Origin of the sequence: Variovorax sp. Root318D1 (genome assembly GCF_001424835.1) — a bacterium.
GTDB lineage: Bacteria > Pseudomonadota > Gammaproteobacteria > Burkholderiales > Burkholderiaceae_C > Variovorax.
This window is the reverse complement of sequence record NZ_LMCQ01000008.1, coordinates 92,013-112,168: the sequence shown is the minus strand read 5'-3', so window position 1 is coordinate 112,168 and position 20,156 is coordinate 92,013. Positions and strand designations below refer to the sequence as shown.

The window sequence follows — 20,156 nt, the reverse complement described above, 5'->3', positions numbered from 1 at the left end:
ACGCGGCCACATAACCAGCATTTGCGAATCGCTGCGAGTGTTCTCGGACCCAACTTGCCGATGCTCACCGGCCACTGAGCCGGGCAGTCAACCCGGCGGCGTCACCTGCCTCGCGTTCAGTGAGGCACCACGTCCAGCTGGTGCTTGATCGCGTAGATATACAGCTCGAGCCGGTTCGCCACGCCCAGCTTCTGGTAGATCGCCGTGAGGTGATTGCGGAACGTGTGCTCGGTCACGAACAGCCGTGACGCAAGCGTCTTGTTCGGAGCGTCGTTGCCCTCGACCACGGCACGGATGACCTGCCGTTCCTTCTGCGTCAGNACCACATCCAGTTGGTGCTTGATAGCGTAGATATACAGCTCCAGCCGGTTCGCCACACCCAGCTTCCGGTAGATCGCCGTGAGGTGATTGCGGAACGTGTGCTCGGTCACGAACAGCCGTGACGCAAGCGTCTTGTTCGGAGCGTCGTTGCCCTCGACCACGGCACGGATGACCTGCCGTTCCTTCTGCGTCAGGCTGGCCAGCTTGGCTTCTTCGGGATTCACCTTCGCCGGCTTCTTAGGCGAGGTCAGCTCGGAGAATACGCGGCCACATAACCAGCATTTGCGAATCGCTGCGAGTGTTCTCGGACCCAACTTGCCGATGCTCACCGGCCACTGAGCCGGGCAGTCAACCCGGCGGCNCGCGGCCACATAACCAGCATTTGCGAATCGCTGCGAGTGTTCTCGGACCCAACTTGCCGATGCTCACCGGCCACTGAGCCGGGCAGTCAACCCGGCGGCTTCACCTGCCTCGCGTTCAGTGAGGCACCACGTCCAGCTGGTGCTTGATCGCGTAGATATACAGCTCAAGCCGGTTCGCCACACCAAGCTTCTGGTAGATCGCCGTGAGGTGATTGCGGAACGTGTGCTCGGTCACGAACAGCCGTGACGCAAGCGTCTTGTTCGGAGCGCCGCTGCCCTCGACCACGGCACGAATGACCTGCCGTTCCTTCTGCGTCAGGCTGGCCAGCTTGGCTTCTTCGGGATTCGCCTTCGCCGGCTTCTTGGGCGAGGTCAGCTCGGAGAACACGCGGCCCATCGCCTGCGCGTCGATGCACAGCTCGCCCTTGTGGACGCGTTGAATCGCATCCAGGACCTGTTCCGCCGAAGCATCCTTGCCCAGCACGCCCCTGGCACCGCGCAGCACGGCGAGGTCCAGCGTTTGCTGCCGGCGCTCCGCGGTGAGAACGAGGGCACGTGAAATGTCGTTCGACAGCAGCTTTGGCAGGATGTCGAGCGAGCACTGCCCGGCTAGGTCGAGGTCGAGCACGATGACGTCGGGCACGTAGTGCACGGTGTGTTCCAGCGCCTGCTCGAAGCAGCTTGCGGTGGCGACCACCTTCATGCGCGGCTGTTCGCCATCGATCAGCCTCGAGAGCCCCCACAACATGGTCTGGTGGTCGTCGACCAGCATGACGCCGATGGGATGATCCGCAGTGATGGGTTGCATGTCTGCCCCTTTTATCTTTTCAGATGGGTATTTCGACCAGGACCGCGGTAGCGCCACCCATGCCTTGGGTAACCTCCGCGCTTCCCCCGAGTGCTGCCGCGCGTTCGCTGATCGAGCGCGGGCGGAAGTTCGAGAAATCAGCGCCGCAGGCCTCGTTCTCGATCCGGATCTGCAGCTTGCCGTCCGTGCAGCCAATGCGGATGCGGCCGCGGTGGGCATGCGTGTGCTTGCAGATGTTGTTGAGCCCTTCGCGCACCAGCTGCAGCACTTCGGCCGTCATCCGGTCGTCCAGGTGGACGTCGCCGTCGACGACGATCTGGATATCGATGCCATAGAGCGTCTTGATGCGCGCCGCCTGGCGGTGCAGGTGGGGAAGAATGAATTCGCAGCGGCTGTCGGCGCCGTGCTTCACGGTGCCGGCAAAGTGGCGCAGATCAGCCACCACGCTCTCGGCCATTGCGGCCAGCCTGTCCAGGTCGTCGATGAGTGGGTTGTCGGCGGCTGCCTTCTTGCGAAGCGCGCACAGTCCCAGCTTGAGGCCGATATAGGGCTGGATCGCGGTGTCGTGCAGGTCCAGCGAAAACTTCAGGCGCTCTTTGGAGGCGGCTTCCGAGGCCATGCCGTCGAGCACCTTGATGGTCTCGATGACCGGAAAGACCTGGCTGATGAGGTGGTCCAGAAACAGCGCGTCGGACTTGCGGAACAGTCCTTCCTGGGAAGACACGTAGATTCGTCCCTCTCCCTGGCGCATTGGCAGCGGCGCGGTCATGAAGCTGCGAGCCTCCAGCATGGCGGCCACCGCGGCACTGCGCCGCAAACCCTGCTCGTCCTGGGGATGCCAGCGGTGCGTGCGAGGGTCGCAAGCATGTCCGTGGGCACGCATCAGGCTCATCAGCCAGGGCAGTCGGCTGCTCAGCACGACTTCCTCGGTGCCCAGCGCCATCAGCGGCGACTCGGAAACGTGTTCGATCGTCTCGACACTGACGGATTCGCCTGTGTCGCTTTTCCCCAGAGAGCGCATCACCCAGTTGCTGGTATCGGTGTCTCGCATCAGCAGGATGCAGTGGCTTGCATCGAAGAAGGCCAGCGTTTTTTCCATCGTGCTGGCAATCGTGCGGCTGACGCCGAACCGCGGGTTGGACAGGCGGCTCACCTGGCTCAGCAACGCAAGGCGCCGGCGCAATTCGACCTTTGAGCCGCCCCAATGCCCGATCATGTGTCCCAGCGCCAGGAGGAAGGTAGTGCGCATGAGCAATTGCGGCGTGTCGTTTCCCGTGCCTGTTCCCAGCCCGCAGACGGCGAACGACACCACCGAGGCCATGGTCATGCGGGCGCCTTCTTCGTAACCCCACCGGAACGACGAGGTGAGAATGGCGAAGAAGTAGAAGAGAAAGTAGAGGCTGACGCCGCCGCCTGTCACCAGGACCATCAGCGTGAACCACAGGACATCCACCCAGTGGATGGCCTTGCCCTGAAAATACGGCTGGCCGGTTCGTGTGCAGATGTAAACACCGAGGCTGTAAGCCAAGAAGCCCGAGAAGACGATCCAGACGGTCCTGCCGATGTCCTGTTCTACCTCGCCGGCGTCAACGCCAACCGCCAGCAGGGCTGAAACCGACAGCACCAGCCGCATGCGCGCCACCATCAGCGCGTCGGCTGTCAGGGTGGAGTCGGTCCCGAAATCCGGGTCGATGGAAGTGGCAGGCATCGCTGGTTTTCTGATACGCGGAGAGGCTCATACCTCACCGGTTGTCAAGAACAACGAGACGCCCATACCCCTGGGAAGGGATCTGCGGGACGTAACACCTTGGTTCACTTTTGCGCCAAAATTAATATTGTGTGAGGAATTCACATTACTACTTTTGTAGTCGAAAGCAATACTTTTTGTTAAATCCCTAGGTCAGTGTGTACTTTTGTTACCAATTGATGCGAAGTGCGAGAGTCACCCGGTAGATGTATCTACCCGGGAATGCGGCTGAAACAGGCAAGAAAAAAGGGCTCGGAAGCATCCGAGCCCTTGAATAGGTGATGGTGGAGAGGATGAGGATCGAACTCACGACCTCCGCATTGCGAACGCGGCGCTCTCCCAGCTGAGCTACCCCCCCAACACAGGCCGAATTTTAACCAGAACATGCCTTTGGGCGCAGGGGGCGTGACAAGATTCGCGCCTTCAAAAAGAAGGAGCAAAAACCGCATGGCCTCGTACGAACCCGCCTGGCTGGAAGGCATGTACAACAATCTTGCGCGGGTGAAGGATCACCCCGCGTACTTCGCGCGCTGGGCCGGTGATTCGGCAGTGGCGCGCGAAACGCTTCCCGGCCGCATCGACGTACCCTATGGCCCGGGCGTGAACGAAACGCTCGACATCTTTCCCGCGCCCGTGGCCGATGCGCCGGTGCTGGTCTTCATTCATGGCGGCTACTGGCGCGCCATGGACAAGCGGGACCACTCGTTCATTGCGCCCGCGTTCAATGATCGCGGCGTGTGCGTGGTGATGCCCAACTATGCGTTGTGCCCCGGAACGGCGGAGCAGCCCGTAACGGTGCCCGACATCGTCATGCAGATGGTGCGCGCGCTCGAATGGACTTGGCGCAATGCCGCGAGTTTTGGTGCCGACCCCACCCGCATCACAGTGGCAGGGCACTCGGCCGGCGGCCACATGGCGGCGGCGCTGCTCGCCTGCGCCTGGAAGGCCGTATCGCCCGAGTTGCCGGCGCAGCTGGTGCGCAATGCGCTTTCGATCTCCGGCCTCTACGATCTTCGGCCGTTGCAGCGCACGCCGTTTCTCGAACACGCGCTGAAGCTCACCGACGCGGATGCACTGCGCGCCAGTCCGGCGCTTTGGCCCGCGCCTGCGCGTGGCCAGCTGCACGCGATGGTGGGAGGCGACGAGAGCGAGGAATTCATTCGACAGAACTCGTCGATCCGCGAGGCCTGGGGTCGCAACAGCGTGCCCGTGTGCGAGACCTTGGACGGCCTGAATCACTTCAGCGTCGTCGATGCATTGGCCGACCCCGCCCACACGCTGCACCGGCACGCGGTGCAGCTGCTGGAAGCCTGATCCAGCCCGGCGGAGCCGGGGAGGGCGCCTACATCAGCAGGTGTTCGCCCGCGTTGTCGCCGCCCAGCGTGACGTAATTGACCTTGCGAATGTCCATCAGCGTGCGGCCGCCCGCGTAGCTGATGGAGCTTTGCACGTCCTGCTCCATCTCGACCAGCGTGTCCGCCAGCTTGCCCTTGATGGGCTCGAGGATGCGCTTGCCTTCCACGTGCTTGTATTCTCCCTTGTTGAAGTCGCTGGCCGAGCCGTAGTACTCCTTGAAGAGCGTGCCGTCGACTTCGACCGTGCGGCCCGGCGACTCCTCGTGCCCCGCGAAGAGCGATCCGATCATCACCATCGAGGCGCCGAAGCGCACGCTCTTGGCAATGTCGCCGTGGTCGCGAATGCCGCCGTCCGCAATGATCGGCTTGGTGGCCACGCGCGCACACCACTTGAGCGCGCTGAGCTGCCAGCCGCCGGTGCCGAAGCCGGTCTTGAGCTTGGTGATGCAGACCTTGCCCGGACCGATGCCGACCTTGGTTGCGTCGGCGCCCCAGTTCTCCAGGTCGATCACGGCTTCAGGCGTGCCCACGTTGCCGGCAATCACGAAGGAAGCCGGCAGCTTCTGCTTCAGGTAGCCGATCATGTTCTTCACGCTGTCGGCGTGGCCGTGCGCAATGTCGATGGTGATGTATTCGGGCACCAAGCCCTCGGCCGCCAGCTGGTCGACGGTGTCGTAGTCGGGCTTCTTCACGCCGAGTGAAATCGAGGCGAACACGCCCTTGCCGTGCATCTCCCTGACGAACTTCACGTTGTCCAGATCGAAGCGGTGCATCACGTAGAAGTAACCGTTCTGGGCCAGCCAGAGGCAGATTGGCTCGTCGACCACGGTCTTCATGTTGGCCGGCACCACCGGCAGGCGGAAGCTTCGCGCCCCCAGCGTCACGCTGGCGTCGCACTCCGAGCGGCTTTCCACGCGGCACTTGCGCGGAAGCAAAAGGATGTTGTCGTAATCGAAAATTTGCATGACCAGGCTCCTGAAGAGGAATCGTTGAGAAGAACGAATGAGCGCTTGGTCCGGCCGGTTCCGGTGCCGCTTTCGAAAAGGAAACGGGCACAAAAAACCGGACGCAAGAAACTTGGGCCCGGTGATTGATTTTACGCAGTCTGCCGGCGGCGGGTCTTCCGGTTCTTCATATAACCCGCATACGGGTTGGTTTCTACAATCGACGGATGTTGTTTAACGAACCTGCGGCTGATGCCACCCCCTTGGAACTGCCACTGCTGCAGAACCTGAACCCGGAGCAGCGCGCCGCGGTCACCCTGCCTGCGGGCAATGCCCTCATTCTGGCCGGTGCCGGCTCGGGCAAGACGCGGGTGCTGACCACCCGCATCGCCTGGCTGCTGCAGACGGGCCAGGTTTCCGCCGGCGGCATCCTGGCAGTGACCTTCACCAACAAGGCCGCCAAGGAAATGATGACGCGGCTGACGGCGATGCTGCCCGTCAACGTGCGCGGCATGTGGATCGGCACCTTCCACGGCCTGTGCAACCGCCTTCTGCGCGCGCACTGGAAGCTGGCCAACCTGCCTTCCACCTTCCAGATTCTCGACACGCAAGACCAGCTTTCGGCCATCAAGCGGCTGATGAAGCAGTTCAACGTCGACGACGAGCGCTTTCCGGCCAAGCAGACGCAGTGGTTCATTGCCGGCGCCAAGGAAGACGGCCTGCGCCCGAAAGACGTGGAGATCCGCACCGAGGACGACCGGAAAAAGGTCGAGCTCTACCAACTCTACGAAGAGCAGTGCCAGCGTGAAGGCGTGGTCGACTTCGGCGAACTCATGCTGCGCAGCTATGAACTGCTGCGCGACAACGATCCGGTGCGCGAGCACTACCAGCGGCGCTTCCGCCACATCCTGATCGACGAGTTCCAGGACACCAACCGCCTGCAGTACGCGTGGATCAAGATGCTTTCGGGGGTCACCGCGGCCGGCCAGTTCACGCCGGGCCAGAGCAGCGTGATTGCCGTGGGCGACGACGACCAAAGCATTTACGCCTTTCGCGGCGCACGCGTGGGCAACATGGCCGACTTCGTACGCGAGTTCGAAGTGCAGCATCAGATCAAGCTGGAGCAGAACTACCGCAGCTACAGCAACATCCTCGATTCGGCCAACGAGCTCATCAGCCACAACAAGAAGCGGCTCGGCAAGAACCTGCGCACCGACCAGGGACCGGGCGAACCCGTGCGCGTGTACGAGTCGCCCACCGACCTGGCCGAGGCGCAGTGGATGGTCGAGGAAATGCGCCAGCTCGTGCGCGACGGCTTCGACCGCAAGGAAATGGCCGTGCTCTACCGCAGCAATGCGCAGAGCCGGGTGATCGAAACGGCGCTTTTCAATGCGTCGGTGCCGTACCGCGTGTACGGCGGCCTGCGCTTCTTCGAGCGTGCCGAAATCAAGCACGCGCTGGCCTATTTGCGCCTGCTCGAGAACAAGGACGACGACACCAGCTTCCTGCGCGTGGTCAACTTTCCGCCGCGCGGCATTGGCGCGCGCACGCTCGAGCAACTGCAAGACGCGGCGCGCACGGCCGGGCGCTCGCTGCACGACGCGGTGCATGCCGTGGGCGGCAAGGCGGGTTCGAATCTCACGGCCTTCGTTGCCAAGATCGACGTGCTACGCGAGCAGACGCAGGGCGCGAGCCTGCGCGAGATCATTGAACTGGTGCTCGATCACAGCGGCCTCGTCGAACATTACAAGGCCGACCGCGAAGGCGCTGACCGGATCGAGAATCTGGAAGAACTGGTGAACGCGGCCGAGAGCTTCGTCACGCAGGAAGGCTTCGGCCGCGACGCGGTGGCGCTTCCCATCGACGAACTGCGCCAGTCGCTTGCGAGCCAGGGCATCGATCCGAACCGGCCGCTGATGGACGAGCCGCTCGCGCCCGATGCCGAGACGGGCGAAACGCTCAGCCCGCTGGCCGCGTTCCTCACGCATGCCGCGTTGGAGTCGGGCGACAACCAGGCGCAGGCCGGGCAGGACGCGGTGCAACTGATGACCGTTCACGCCGCCAAGGGCCTGGAGTTCGACTGCGTGTTCATCACCGGCATGGAAGAAGGCCTGTTCCCGCACGAGAACTCGATGAGCGATTTCGAAAGCCTCGAGGAAGAGCGCCGCCTGATGTACGTGGCGATCACGAGGGCGCGCAAGCGCCTGTACCTGAGCCATTCGCAAACGCGCATGCTGCATGGTCAGACCCGTTACAACGTAAAGAGCCGCTTTTTCGAAGAGCTGCCCGAAGGCGCACTCAAGTGGCTCACGCCGAAGAACCAGGCCTTCACGCCCTCGGCCTTCGGCTATGGCGGCGGCTATGCGAGCACGCGCGGCGGCGGTGGCGGCTACAGCGGCGGCGGCAGCAGCTACGGCGGCAACAAGGACACCTATGCAAGCCCGCCGGTGCCGCCGCAGAAAACCGCGCCCTCGCACGGCCTGCGCTCAGGCATGCAGGTGTTCCACAACAAGTTCGGCGAAGGCACGGTGCTGTCGCTGGAGGGCACGGGCGACGACGCGCGCGCTCAGGTCAAGTTCACGCGGCACGGCGTGAAGTGGCTCGCGCTGTCGGTCGCCAAGCTCACTCCGGTTTGAGGGCTGCCATGCCCTGGGCAAATTTGCTATTAAACAAATAGCTTAGGCCGTAATAACCACGGGCGTTTCAGCCGCTTCTTGAGAAGCAATCGCCGTACACTCCTTGCTCGCCAAAAATAAGGGGAGTTGGGATGTGGTTCCTTGGAATGATTGCCGGGCTCTTCATAGGGGCCTTGGCCGAGTCGGTTCCGGCCGCTCTGATCCTCGCGGTCGTCGGCGCGTTTGCACTGCCGAAGATCGTCGGCAAGAAAACCGCCGCCGAGCCTTCACGCACCGAGGCTGAAAGCACGGCGCCACCTTCCACCGCTGCGCCCGCGGGCGGCGTGTTGAAGCTGCAGCAGCGGGTCGCCGAACTCGAACAGCGCGTGAGCATGCTTGAACAGCGGCTGGGGCACGGCGCAGCAGGCACGGCGGTTGAGCCCATGCCTTTGGCTGTGCCTGGGCCTGCCAGGCCAGAAGTCCAGGCCGCGCAGCCTCTACCCATACCGGTACCTTTACCTGTACCCACGCCCGTCGCGCGCCCGGCGGCAGCGGCTGCGGCGCATGTTCATGCGCCGGCCGGCAGCGCCGCGGCCGCGAAGGCTCATCCCGAGCCAGCCGCACCCGTGGCCGCCAAGCCGCCCATAACCATGCCCGCGCCGCCCCGGCGCCCGCCGCCTCCGCCGCCACCTCCCGCGGTCCCGCTGCGCGACCGCCTGCCGGCGCCCATCGCCAACCTGATCTTCGGCGGCAACATGCTGGTAAAGCTCGGCGTGCTGATCCTCTTCCTGGGGCTTGCCTTCCTGCTGCGCTACACGGCCGAACGCGTCACCGTGCCGGTCGAGTTGCGCTATGCGGCGGTCGCGCTCGTGGGCGCGGGGCTGCTGGCCCTGGGCTGGTTTCTACGCCGCAAGCGCACCGGCTACGCGCTGATCCTGCAGGGCGCCGGCATCGGCGTCTTCTACCTGACGACGCTGGCGGCCATGAAGGTGCACGAACTGCTGCCGCCGACTGCGGGCTTCGTTTTCCTGTTCGGCGTGGCCGCATTGAGCGCGGTGCTGGCGGTGCTGCAGAACGCGCCGGCGCTGGCCATCGTGGCGGTGCTCGAAGGCTTTGCGGCGCCGGTGCTGGCCTCTACGGGGCAGAACCGGCCGGTGGGGCTCTTCACCTACCTGCTGGTGCTCGATGTCGGCATCGTGCTGATCGCCTGGTTCAAGGCCTGGCGGGTGCTGAACCTGATCGGCTTCGTCGGCACCTTCACGCTGGCCGCGGGCTGGGCGCACAAGTACTACACCGATGACCAATACGGCATCGTGCAGCCCTTCCTCCTGGTGTTCTTCCTGCTGTTCGTGGCCATCGGCCTGCTGTTCGCGCGCCGTACGCTGTTCGATGCACCCGTTCAGCCCGCGCAGCCGCTGGCCGCGCGCGCGCTCGATACCTTGCGCCGCGCGGGCCGGGTCGACAGCTCGCTCGTGTTCGGCACGCCCATGGTCGCGTTCGGCATGCAAGTGCTGCTGATGCAGCCGTGGGAATACGGCGCCGCGTTCTCGGCAATGGCGCTCGCAGCCTTCTACCTGGTGATGGGCCGCCTGGTTTTCGCCACGCAGCCGAAAGGCCTGGCACTGCTGGCGGAAGCCTACGCGATCGTCGGCGTGATCTTCGGCACGCTCGCCATTCCGCTCGGCTTCGAAGGCCGGTGGACGGGTGCGGCCTGGGCCGTGGAAGCGGCCGGCATGTACTGGCTGGGTGCGCGGCAGGGGCGCGTGTATGCGCGCGCCTTCTCTTTCCTGGTGTTTGCTGGTGCGGTGTGGAAGCTCCTCGAAGCCACGCAGCTCGACGCAGCGGCGGGGCATCCGCTTTTGCAGGGCTCCGTGATCGGCCCACTGCTGGTGGCGGTGAGCGCCTTTGCGATGTGGACCATTCACCGCCGCGCAAAGCTGGACGAAGGCAACGGCTGGGAAGCGCTGGTGGGCACCGCGTTGCCGTGGCTCGGCATGGGCGCGCTCACGCTGCTGCTGTGGCAGTGGTTCACGCCGCCGTGGGCGGCGGCTGCAACGGCGGTGCTGGCATCCGCCACCTTTGCGCTGGCGGTGCGCTTCGAGCTGCGGCTGCTGGCCTTCGTGACGTATGGCATGCAGGCGCTGTCGGTGGCCGGGTTTATCACCACGCTGCATCGCGTGGCCGATGCCCGTGCCGGCGACGAGGTGCTTGCAACCGGCTGGCAGGGCGCGGTGGCGGCTAGCCTGATCGCGCTGAGCCTGCTCGGCAGCGCCGCCTGGTCGATGCTGCAGGCGCACCGCGCCGCATTGGCACGCGGCATTCAGCCGGTGTGGTCGGCGGGCAACGCTGTCGCGGTGATTGCGGGCGTGAGCCTGCTGCATCTCGCGATGCTGTTCCAGGTGAGCCTTGCGCAGGCTGCCTTACTGTGGCCTTTCACGGCCACGGTCGTGCTCTGGGTGGCGCTGCGCATGGCGCACAAGCCGCTCGCGGCGCTGGCGGGCGCACTGCAGGTCATTTCGGCGCTGCTCTACGTCTTTGGCCAGATCTGGATCTACTACGGCAACAATCCGCCGCCGGCATTTGCGCACCTGGGTTTCTGGACGCCGGTGGTGCTGGGGCTTGCGGCGTTGCTGGCTGGCAGCTGGATCAGCGGCGAGTCATGGCGGCGCGACACCGAAGGCACCACCACGGCCAAGCGCACGCGCTGGATCAACGACTGGTGCGCCAATCCGGTCGTGCTGTGGGTGCCGGTGATCTGGGGCCTGGCCTGGTGGCTCTTCGGCTGGCTGGACGAATCCGGCGCGGTGCTGCGCCGCAACGGGCTGGCTGGCCATGTGGCCGCAGCCGCCTTGGCGATCGTGCTCGTGAGCTCCGTCCTGTCGGCGGTCGTGGCGCACCGGCGCGGCTGGCCGCAGCTGGGGCGCGCCACCCTGGCCACCCTGCCGGGCCTGGTGCTGATTGCCGCCCATGGGGCTGCGTTGGCGGCGCCCGCGGTGTATGTGCCGTCGAGCGCGCTGGGCTGGATCGCCTGGCCGCTCGCGCTGCTCTGGCACCTGCGGCTCCTGCATGCACAGAAGCGCTGGCTGGCCCCGTCGGCGCTGGCGCCTTGGCACGTGGCGGGCTTCTGGTTCTTTGTGCTGTTGGCAGCGCGCGAATGCCAATGGCAGCTCGGAAGCGTGGGCGCGGAATGGTCGAGCTGGCAGTTGCTGGGCTGGGCCATCGTGCCCGCGGTTGCGCTGTGGATGCTGCGTTCGCGCGCGCTGCTGCAGCGTTGGCCCGTGGCGGAGTACCGGACCGCGTACCTCGAAGTCGCGGCGATGCCGGTGGCGGCCTACGTGCTCGCGTGGGTCTGGGTCACCAATGCCACAAGCCCGGGCAACGCATCGCCGCTGCCTTACGTGCCGCTGCTGAACCCGCTGGAGCTTGCGCAATGGCTGGTGCTCTTTGCGCTGGTGCTCTGGTGGCGTGCCTTGCCAGAAGCATCGTTCGCGCGCGTGCAGCCCATGGTTGCCAAGGGCGTGCTCGGCCTCACTGGGCTTGCGCTGCTGACCGGCATGGTGTTGCGCAGCTGCCATCACTATGCGGGTGTCGAGTGGCGTTTCGATGCGCTCTACGCCTCGTGGCTCACGCAGGCGGCGCTCTCCATCACATGGGCCATCTGCGGTGTGGTCGCGATGGTGCTGGGTCACGGACGCGGGGTGCGCACGCTGTGGGTCGGCGGCGCCGCGCTGCTCGGCGTTGTGGTGTTGAAACTGTTCTTCGTCGAATTGGCCGACCGAGGCGGCTTGTTCCGCATCGTGTCGTTCATCGCTGTGGGCGCATTGCTGCTGCTGGTGGGCTATTTCGCGCCGGTGCCGCCAACGCGCAGGGACATGGAGAAAGATGTGTTGCCCGAAGGAGGTGTCGCGTGAAGCAGGGTGTGAAGGCATTTCGCCGAACGATGTGCGTTTGTTTTGCCGCGGTTGGGGCCATGGCCTGGCTGGGTGTGGCCGTGGCGCAGCCGCCGGCCACCGCGACGGCTCCCATCGCCTTGCAAGGCGACGGCCCCTACTACCGGCTCGCGCTGCCGCTCGGCATCTATGCCCATGCCGCGTACGGCGATCTGCGCGACCTCCGCATGCGCAATGCCGCCGGCAACGCCGTACCCTATGCGTGGCTGCGCAACGAAGCCGCTGCGCCGCAATTCACGTCCAAGGACGTGCCGATCTTCGCGCTGCCCGCAAGTGCTTCGGGCACCGCGGACTCGGCCGAAGACGCATCGCTGGGCTTCAGGGTGCGGCCCGACGGGTCGCTGGCCCTGGCTCGCAAGCCGGCGCGCAAGCCGGCCGAAGCAGCGCAGTGGCTGATCGATGCGAGCCAGCTCAAGGGCGGCCTGCTGCAGGCGCGCTTCGACGTGGCGCCCGAGGCGCGCGGCCTGTTCGCCTTCAGGCTCGAGGCCAGCGACGACCTGCGGAAGTGGCTGCCGGTTGGCAGCGAAGAGCAGTTGGTGCGGCTGGCGCACGGCGGCCAGACCATCGAACGCCTGGCGGTCGAGCTGGGCGGCGTGCATGCGCGCTTCCTGCGCCTGCGCTGGAGCGATCCGCAGAACGGAGCACCGCTGACGGGTGTCGCCATCGACAGCGTGCAGGAGGTCGAACCCGTGGCGCCGCTTCAATGGACGGGCGCCCTGATGCCGGAGCGTTGCGGCACCGACCATTGCGACTATGCGCTGCCGCGCGGCCTTCCGGTGGAAAGCCTGCGCATCGACCTGGCCGACGTCAACACGCTGGCACAGGTCGGTGTTTCAGGCCTGCTTGCGGCCACGCCGGCGGCGGCCGAGCCGGCATTCGTTCCACGCAATCCGCTGTATGCGCTGCGGCACCAGCAACGCCGGCCGGCGCCCGCGGCAAGCAGCCCAGGTGAAGTGCCGCTGCTCGACACCGTGGTGTACCGCCTCGCACAAGCGGGCGGCGAGGCGCGTTCGCCGTTGCTGGCGCTCGACGGCAGGAGCTACTCGCATGTGCGGCTGCGCACGGCGGGACCGGTGAGCGTGCTGGGCCCCACGCCTCCGGCGATCGCGGTGGGCGCCACGCCGCGCACGCTGGTGTTCCTGGCCCAGGGTGCCGCGCCGTATTCGCTGGCCTGGAATGTGGCGCCCGAAAAGAACGTCGTGCAAGGCGCTTCGCCCGGGGCCGCGCTGTCGCTGGCCACGCTGTTGCCGGGCTATTCGGCCAGCAAGCCCGTGGCGGCGGGCGAAGCCTCCGTCACGCTGCCGCCGGCGCCGGTGGCAGCGGTTGAAGCCGTGGTGGCCGCGGCCGCGCAATTGCCCGTTCCCGTGCAGCCCGACCCCTTCCGCAAGTGGTGGCTGTGGGGTGCGCTGGGCGTCGGCCTGCTGTTGCTGGCTGGCATGGCTTGGTCGCTTTTCGCGAGCCTTCGCAAGGACAGGGCACTGGCCGATTGAACCGGTCGGCCGGGGTGCCTTCAATTCGGGTCGAAGCTGTCGCGGAAGGTGAACCAGGTGGAGCTCATCGACATGGCCGCGAGCACCAGCGCCGTGCCGACGATCAACACGTTGCCGATGGCCGCCGCGCCGGCGCCTCCGCCCACCGCACCAAAGCCGATCACCACGGTGGCGATCAGGCCGATGCCGATGCCGGCGAGCAGGAACACGCCGAGCCATGCCAGGCCGAACAGCGCATAGGCGCCGAAGTTGCGAAACAGGGCGACCACGCTGAAGAACACGCTCTTCACCGGCTCCACGCGGTGCCAGTGCACGAGCGCAGGCGCATGCCACATGGCGAGCGAGAGCGGCAGGTTCAGGCACATAAGGAGCATGCGTGCCACTTGGAAGTCGCTGCTCGCCATCACCTCTGGCGTCAGCACTTCGTCGAGCAGGTAGGCCTTGGCAAGCTGGCCGCCGTCGACGAACGTGGTCAGCAGCACGGCCACCACGAAATACAGCGCGGAGATCGCGCCGAGCTTGACCAGCGAGCGCCACTCGGCGCGCATGGCGCCGGCCACGGCAACGAACATGGCGGAGCCGGTGGGGCGCTGCGCGTGACCTTCGGTGCCAATGCCTTCGGCGTTGTCGGTGTACGCCACCGACGTGGCCACCATCAGGCCCAGCGTCATGAAGGGCAGCAGCACCGGCGCCAGCACGCTGCCGACGAGCGGCAGCAGCGACACCGTCGAGATCAGCGCCATCAGCAGGAAGAACAGCGAGATGAAGGCGAGCGGCTGGCGCCAGAAAGTCTTGAGCCCGAGGCGGACCCATTCGGCGCCGGTTCGCGCCGGCACGAGGTGGAGTTTCATTTTTTGAGGATCAGGCGGCCAGCGGCTCGAGCGACTGCGCCATGGCGTGCGGATGGGCGGCGCGCTCGCGCAGCACGCGCTCGAAGTGCGCCGGGTCGTGCGGCTTCAGCATGCTGGCTTCGCGCGGCAGGTGAAAGTCCCAGAGGCGTGAAATCCAGAAGCGCAGCGCCGCGGCGCGCAGCATGGCGGGCAGCAGGGCGCGCTCGGCTGCGTTCAGCGGTCGCACGGTTTCGTAGGCCGACAGCAGCGCGTCGGCGCGTTCAGCGTCGTGCTGGCCGGTCGCAAGGTCGATGGCCCAGTCGTTCAGGCACACGGCCAGGTCGAACAGCCAGGTGTCGGTGCCGGCAAAGTAGAAGTCGAACACGCCGGTCAGGCGGGGTGCCGCGCCGGCGTCTTCGCCGGTTGCGAACATCACGTTGTCGCGGAACATGTCGGCATGCACCGGCCCGCGCGGCAGCGCCGCATAAGCCGACGACTCGGCCACGTGGTTCTGGTAGGCCAGTTCGGCGCGCAGCAGCCCGGCCTGCGATTCGTCCACGTAAGGCAGCACCACCGGCATAGTGTCGTTCCACCACGCCAGCCCGCGCAGGTTGGGCTGGATGCGCGGGAAGTCGAGCGCCGCCAGGTGCATGCGCGCAAGCAGGGCGCCCAGTTCGGTGCAATGCGCGGCACGGGGTGCGAGTTCGCTCCGGCCCGAGAGCCGCTGCACCAGCGCCGCCGGCTTGCCTGCCACCTTGAGCAGCAGTTCGCACGGGGCGTTCGCAGGGATTGTCAGCGCGTGCCCCGAAGGCGGCTGGATGGCCGGATCGGCAACGGGCTCTGGCACCGGCAGGCCGCGGCCCGCCAGGTGCTTCATGAGACAAAGGTAGTAGGGAAGCTGCTCGGCGCCAAGGCGCTCGAACAGCGTCAGCACGAACTCGCCGCTCTCGGTGGTCGCAAAGTAGTTGGTGTTCTCGATGCCGCCCTCGATGCCGCGAAGCTCGCGCAGAGGGCCCAGGCCCAGGCGCTGCACGAGCGCGTCGGCCTCGCCGAAATCGACTTCGGTAAAAACTGCCATGGCGGTGCTCAGCGGGGCGCTGCGGATTGAATGCGCGGCACGGTCAGAACTTCATCACGTTCCAGACCCGGGCGCCGTTGCCGTTCGAGTTGGCCTCGCCGGAACCCGTTCGCGCGCCTGGATCGTTCGGCCGCACCTCGTAGCCCGGCACGTTGGCCTTGGGCTTCACGTTGATGCTCTGCGTGCGGCCGCCGTAGCGCACCTCGTCGACCGAGGCGCCGCTGTCTTCCGTGTGGATGTGCTCGACCTTCTGGTTACGTCGTCCTTCGGCCTGCTGCTCCTGATTTTGTAGCGGTGCGGGCGGCGCAGAGGCTCCGGCGGGTGCGGGCTGCGCCTGGACGGCGGCAAAAGGGGCGGCAAAGGCCAGCGCCAGCAGGATGCGGCGGGCGACCAGGAGTGTGGGGCTAGGCATGCAAGGATTGTAGGCTCGGGCCCGCCTCTGGCGTGTCGGCGGGCGGCGCTTGCCGCCGTGGTTCGGAAGCCCGGTCCGGGCACGGCAAAATGGGCGCGATGACCGACAAGAAAACGCTGCTGCTCGTCGATGGCTCGAGCTATCTTTACCGCGCCTTCCATGCCATGCCCGACCTGCGGGCCGTGCCCGGCGATCCGAAAAGCCCCGCGACCGGCGCCATCCGCGGCATGATCAACATGATGACCGCGCTGCGCCGCGAGGTCCGCGCCGACTACGCGGCCTGCATCTTCGACGCACCCGGCAAGACCTTCCGCGACGACCTGTATCCCGAATACAAGGCCAACCGTTCCCCCATGCCCGACGATCTGCGCAGCCAGATCGAACCCATCCACGAGGTGGTGAAGCTGATGGGCTGGCCGGTGCTCTGCGTGCCCGACATCGAGGCCGACGACGTGATCGGCACGCTCGCCCGGACGGCGGCGCAGCAGGGCGTCGAGGTCATCGTCTCCAGTGGCGACAAGGACCTGAGCCAGCTGGTGGACGAGCACATCACGATCATCGACACGATGAACGGCAAGAGGCGCGACGTGGCCGGGGTGACGGCCGAATTCGGCGTGCCGCCCAATTTGATGATCGACTACCAGACGCTGGTCGGCGATGCGGTCGACAACGTGCCCGGCGTCGAGAAGGTCGGCCCGAAGACAGCAGCCAAATGGCTGCTCGAATACGGTTCGCTCGATGCGCTGATCGAACGCGCCGCCGAGGTCAAAGGCCAGGCTGGCGAGAACCTGCGCAAGGCCCTGGACAAGCTGCCGTTGAGCAAGAACCTCGTCACCATCCGCACCGATTGCGACCTGGACGGGCACGTCACCGGCCTGCCGTCTCTCGAAGGCTTGCCCGTGGGCGCGCCGCAAACCGCCGAGCTCAAGCCCTTCTACGAGAGGTTCGGCTTCAAGAGCCTGGTCAAGTCGCTCGAAGCCATGGAAGTGCCGCCCGAGCTGATCAAGGAAAACAACAAGAAGCAGCTGGCCCGCGGCGGTGCGGCAAGCAGCGACCAGGCGGGCTTGTTCGACGATTCGACCAACCTCGGCGCGATCGAGGCGGCATCTCCCGCGAGCAACCTGGAATACGAGACCCTCACGACCTGGGAGCAGTTCGATTCCTGGCTCGCCAAGCTTGAGGCCACGGAGCTGGCCGCCATCGACACCGAGACCACTTCGCTCGATGAAATGGTCGCGCAAATCGTCGGCCTGAGCTTCAGCGTCGAGCCCGGCGCGGCGGCCTACATTCCGCTTGCGCACAACTACGCCGACGCGCCCGCGCAGCTGCCCATCGACGAAGTGCTGGCCAAGCTCAAGCCCTGGCTCGAAAACCCCGAGAAGAAAAAGCTCGGCCAGCACATCAAGTACGACCGCCACGTGTTCGCCAACCACGGCATCGAGGTGCAGGGCTATGCGCACGACACCATGCTGCAGAGCTACGTGCTCGAGGCGCACCGGCCGCACGGCTTGGCAAGCCTGGCCGAACGGCACCTGGGCCGCAGCGGCATCTCGTACGAAGACCTGTGCGGCAAGGGCGCGCACCAGATTCCGTTCAGCCAGGTCGAGATCGCCAAGGCCGCCGAGTATTCGTGCGAGGACAGCGACCAGACGCTGGACGTCCACCTGGCGCTGTGGCCGCAGATCGAGCGCGACGAGAAGCTGCGCTTCATTTACCAGCTTGAGATGGATTCGAGCGAGGCGCTCTATCGCGTCGAACGCAACGGCGTGATGATCGACGCGCCCACGCTCGCGGCGCAAAGCCATGAACTCGGCACACGCATCATGGCGCTGGAGCAGGAGGCCTACGAGCTGGCCGGCCAGCCGTTCAACCTGGGGTCGCCCAAGCAGATCGGCGAGGTGTTCTTCACCAAGCTGGGCCTGCCGGTGGTCAAGAAGACGCCGAGCGGCGCACCCAGCACGGACGAAGAAGTGCTCGAGAAACTGGCGGAGGATTTCCCGCTGCCGGCCAAGATCCTGGAGCACCGCGGCCTGTCCAAGCTCAAGGGCACCTACACCGACAAGCTCGGCCAGCTGGCCAATCCGCGCACTGGCCGCGTCCACACGCACTATGCGCAGGCGGTGGCGGTCACGGGTCGCCTGTCGAGCAACGACCCCAACCTGCAGAACATTCCGATCCGCACGCCCGAAGGCCGCCGCGTGCGCGAAGCCTTCATTGCGCCGGCTGGCAGCGTGATTGCCAGCGCCGACTACTCGCAGATCGAGCTGCGCATCATGGCGCACATCAGCGGCGACGAATCGCTGCTGCGCGCCTTCCGCGAAGGCATCGACGTGCACCGCGCCACGGCGGCCGAAGTGTTCGGCTCCACGCCCGACCAGGTGTCGAGCGAGCAGCGCCGATATGCGAAGGTGATCAACTTCGGGCTCATCTACGGCATGAGCAGCTTCGGGCTTGCACGCAACCTGGGCATCGAGACCAAGGCCGCGGCCTCCTACATCGAGCGCTACTTCGCACGTTACCCGGGGGTGAAGGCTTACATGGACGAGACCAAGGCGCTTGCCAAGGAGAAGGGCTATGTCGAGACCGTGTTCGGACGGCGCCTGTACCTGCCCGAGATCAATTCGCCCAACGGCCCGCGCCGCGGCGGTGCCGAGCGCGCGGCCATCAATGCGCCGATGCAAGGCACGGCGGCCGACCTGATCAAGCTGAGCATGATCAAGGTACAGAACGTGCTTGACGACGAGAAACGCGCCACCAAGATGATCATGCAGGTGCACGACGAACTGGTGTTCGAAGTGCCCGAGGCCGAGGTCGAATGGGTGCGCACCGAAATTCCGCGCCTGATGGCCAGCGTGGCCGAACTCAAGGTGCCGCTGCTCGCTGAGATCGGCATCGGTCCCAACTGGGACAAGGCGCACTGACCCCCCGTCCGAACAAGAAGGAAGAACCAAGCCCATGAAAATCCAGCCTCGCAAGTTCCTGCTCGCCGCCGTCTGCGCCGCATGGCTCGGCAGCGCTTTTGCCGCACCCGATGCGCGCATCGCCACGCTCGCTGCCAAGGAAAAGCCCGCGCTTCTCGAAACGCTGAAGGAGCTGGTCTCGATCGAATCCGGCAGCCGCGATCTTGAAGGCCTGGAAAAAATCTCCGACCTCATTGCCGCAAAGTTCAAGGCCATGGGCGGCGAGGTCGAGCTCATCGACCCGAGTGCCGACGCCTACCGCATGGAAGACACGCCCGAGAAGCTCGGGCGCGTCGTGCGCGCCACCTTCAAGGGCACGGGCAAGAAGAAGATCATGCTCATCGCGCACATGGACACGGTCTACACCGTGGGCATGCTCAACAAGCAGCCTTTCCGCGTCGACGGCGACAAGGCCTACGGCTTGGGCATTGCCGACGACAAGCAGGGTGTCGCGGTCATCACGCACACGGTCGCGATGCTGCAGGCGCTCAAGTTCAAGGACTACGGCACGCTCACGGTGCTGATCAACGGCGACGAGGAAATCAGCTCGCCCGGCTCTCGCACGCTCATCACGCGGCTGGGCGGCGAGCATGACGCGGTGCTGTCGTTCGAAGGTGCATCGGTCAAGGAAGACAAGCTCTCGCTCGCGACCGCGGGCATTGCCTCGGTGGCATTGAACGTGACGGGCAAGGCCTCGCATGCGGGTTCGGCGCCGGAGCAGGGTGTGAACGCGCTCTACGAGCTCTCGCACCAGATCCTGCAGATGCGCGACCTGTCCGACCCGGCCACGGGGCTCAAGATGAACTGGACCATTTCGAAGTCGGGCAGCAACCGCAACGTGATTCCGGCCAGCGCCAGCGCGGGCGCCGACGTGCGCGTGCTCAAGGTGAGCGACTACGACCGCATCGAGCAGCAGGTGCAGGAGCGGGTGAAGAAGCAGCTGATTCCGGAGGCCAAGGTCGAGATGAAGTTCGAGCGCCGCCGTCCGCCACTTGAGGCCACCGATGCCTCGCGCGCGCTCGCAAAGCATGCGCAGCAGATCTACAAGGACGAGCTCGGCAAGCCGCTGGGCGCCGACGACGCGGTGGCCGGTGGCGGCACCGATGCGGCCTTTGCAGCGCTCAAGACCAAGGCACCAGTGGTCGAGCGCTTTGGCCTGCAGGGCTTTGGCGCGCATTCGGCCGACGCCGAATACGTGCTGGTCGATTCCATCGAGCCGAGGCTCTACCTGGCAACCCGCATGGTGATGGACCTTTCGCGCAGCAAGGTCGCAGGCAACTGACC

At 65.7% G+C, this 20,156-nt stretch carries 14 protein-coding genes and 1 tRNA gene; 6 read left to right on the top strand and 9 right to left on the bottom strand.

Annotated elements, in window-relative coordinates:
* Window positions 1–116 precede the first annotated feature (116 nt).
* From ASC78_RS27420 to ASC78_RS08725, 5 genes are all read right to left on the bottom strand, one after another.
* Complete coding sequence (locus ASC78_RS27420) at window positions 117–320, bottom strand: response regulator transcription factor (RefSeq protein ID WP_268810389.1); 204 nt, start codon at window positions 318–320, stop codon at window positions 117–119.
* 1 nt (window position 321) lies between these two features.
* On the bottom strand, window positions 322–545 hold a 224-nt coding region (locus tag ASC78_RS27935), incomplete at its 3' end, for a response regulator transcription factor (protein WP_268810388.1).
* Window positions 546–798: 253 nt separating this feature from the next.
* On the bottom strand, window positions 799–1,491 hold the full coding sequence (locus ASC78_RS08735) for a LuxR C-terminal-related transcriptional regulator (protein ID WP_055799400.1): 693 nt from the start codon (window positions 1,489–1,491) through the stop codon (window positions 799–801).
* A gap of 19 nt (window positions 1,492–1,510) precedes the next feature.
* Complete coding sequence (locus ASC78_RS08730) at window positions 1,511–3,199, bottom strand: sensor histidine kinase (RefSeq protein ID WP_055799397.1); 1,689 nt, start codon at window positions 3,197–3,199, stop codon at window positions 1,511–1,513.
* A gap of 321 nt (window positions 3,200–3,520) precedes the next feature.
* Window positions 3,521–3,596, bottom strand: a tRNA-Ala gene (locus ASC78_RS08725).
* A gap of 89 nt (window positions 3,597–3,685) precedes the next feature.
* Here ASC78_RS08725 and ASC78_RS08720 point away from each other — a divergent pair.
* Window positions 3,686–4,552: an alpha/beta hydrolase gene (locus ASC78_RS08720; RefSeq protein ID WP_055799395.1), complete on the top strand. Its 867-nt coding sequence runs from the start codon at window positions 3,686–3,688 to the stop codon at window positions 4,550–4,552.
* 28 nt (window positions 4,553–4,580) lie between these two features.
* Here the strand turns inward: ASC78_RS08720 and ASC78_RS08715 are convergent, their stop codons facing one another.
* Window positions 4,581–5,558: a GMP reductase gene (locus tag ASC78_RS08715; RefSeq protein WP_055799393.1), complete on the bottom strand. Its 978-nt coding sequence runs from the start codon at window positions 5,556–5,558 to the stop codon at window positions 4,581–4,583.
* 206 nt (window positions 5,559–5,764) lie between these two features.
* Here ASC78_RS08715 and ASC78_RS08710 point away from each other — a divergent pair, with 206 nt between their 5' ends.
* From ASC78_RS08710 to ASC78_RS08700, 3 genes are all read left to right on the top strand, one after another.
* Window positions 5,765–8,173, top strand: coding sequence for a UvrD-helicase domain-containing protein (locus ASC78_RS08710; protein WP_055799391.1), 2,409 nt, complete (start codon window positions 5,765–5,767; stop codon window positions 8,171–8,173).
* A gap of 131 nt (window positions 8,174–8,304) precedes the next feature.
* Complete coding sequence (locus ASC78_RS08705; RefSeq protein ID WP_055799389.1) at window positions 8,305–12,063, top strand: DUF2339 domain-containing protein; 3,759 nt, start codon at window positions 8,305–8,307, stop codon at window positions 12,061–12,063.
* A gap of 59 nt (window positions 12,064–12,122) precedes the next feature.
* Window positions 12,123–13,592 (top strand): DUF3999 domain-containing protein, encoded by a 1,470-nt coding sequence (locus ASC78_RS08700; protein WP_235505031.1) that lies wholly within the window; start codon window positions 12,123–12,125, stop codon window positions 13,590–13,592.
* A gap of 20 nt (window positions 13,593–13,612) precedes the next feature.
* On the opposite strand, the gene ASC78_RS08695 is transcribed toward ASC78_RS08700, so the two are convergent.
* Genes ASC78_RS08695 through ASC78_RS08685 form a run of 3 tightly spaced genes read right to left on the bottom strand, consistent with a single transcriptional unit; the run spans window position 13,613 to window position 15,912 of the window.
* Window positions 13,613–14,443, bottom strand: a complete 831-nt coding sequence (locus ASC78_RS08695; protein ID WP_055799383.1) for a BPSS1780 family membrane protein — start codon at window positions 14,441–14,443, stop codon at window positions 13,613–13,615.
* 10 nt (window positions 14,444–14,453) lie between these two features.
* The gene (locus ASC78_RS08690; RefSeq protein ID WP_055799380.1) at window positions 14,454–15,500 is read right to left on the bottom strand and encodes a homoserine kinase; all 1,047 of its coding nucleotides are present in this window, start codon (window positions 15,498–15,500) and stop codon (window positions 14,454–14,456) included.
* Window positions 15,501–15,543: 43 nt separating this feature from the next.
* A complete protein-coding gene (locus tag ASC78_RS08685) occupies window positions 15,544–15,912 on the bottom strand; it encodes a hypothetical protein (RefSeq protein WP_055799377.1) in 369 nt (122 codons plus the stop codon).
* Between the two features lie 98 nt (window positions 15,913–16,010).
* On the opposite strand from ASC78_RS08685, the gene polA reads away from it, so the two are divergent.
* Together polA and ASC78_RS08675 are read left to right on the top strand one after the other, a co-directional pair.
* Window positions 16,011–18,833: a DNA polymerase I gene (polA, locus tag ASC78_RS08680; protein ID WP_055799687.1), complete on the top strand. Its 2,823-nt coding sequence runs from the start codon at window positions 16,011–16,013 to the stop codon at window positions 18,831–18,833.
* A 34-nt stretch (window positions 18,834–18,867) separates the two neighbouring features.
* The gene (locus tag ASC78_RS08675; RefSeq protein ID WP_055799370.1) at window positions 18,868–20,154 is read left to right on the top strand and encodes a M20/M25/M40 family metallo-hydrolase; all 1,287 of its coding nucleotides are present in this window, start codon (window positions 18,868–18,870) and stop codon (window positions 20,152–20,154) included.
* Window positions 20,155–20,156 lie beyond the last annotated feature (2 nt).